This is a genomic window from Paraburkholderia sp. SIMBA_054 (genome assembly GCF_046534875.1).
GTDB classification, from domain to species: Bacteria; Pseudomonadota; Gammaproteobacteria; order Burkholderiales; family Burkholderiaceae; genus Paraburkholderia; species Paraburkholderia hospita.
Genome location: NZ_JAWRXV010000264.1, coordinates 1 through 440, shown reverse-complemented (window position 1 = coordinate 440; position 440 = coordinate 1). Strand labels below are relative to the sequence as shown.

The following is a 440-nucleotide window of genomic DNA, read 5'->3' as shown; positions in this document are numbered from 1 at the left end:
ATCAGCCCGGCATCATCATCTTGAATGCCGGAGATAACCAATTCAACGAAGGCGGCTCGCTCGTCATGGGCAAAGAAGATGTGAAAAAAACACATGAAGCTGCACCGCAAGCGACTTTGATCGCCGTCCACATGGAAGCCGTCAACCACTGGGCATTGTCCCGTGAAGAACTGAACAATTTTGCGGCTGAGCAAGGATTCTCTGCCAAGCTGCATGTGCCGTTTGATGGAGAAGCATTCAATTTTTAATAGATAAAAGCCAGGGACCTCGGTCCCTGGCTTTTTCCTATTCGCCGATCAACCCTTACTTCCCGATGCCAGGGCAAGCTTGCGGCATACGATCATCTGATTTTTGCTAATGCACAGTCCCCTATTAAAGGCACAAAGAAGCTTATTTAGTCGCCCTCAAAAGGACTCTCTATTCCTGGCGCAGCTTCGACC

1 pseudogene is annotated in these 440 nt (G+C 49.3%); it reads left to right on the top strand.

The features are described from left to right. A pseudogene (locus tag SB822_RS55050) lies at positions 1 to 248 on the top strand (MBL fold metallo-hydrolase); the annotation flags it as partial. Positions 249 to 440 lie beyond the last annotated feature (192 nt).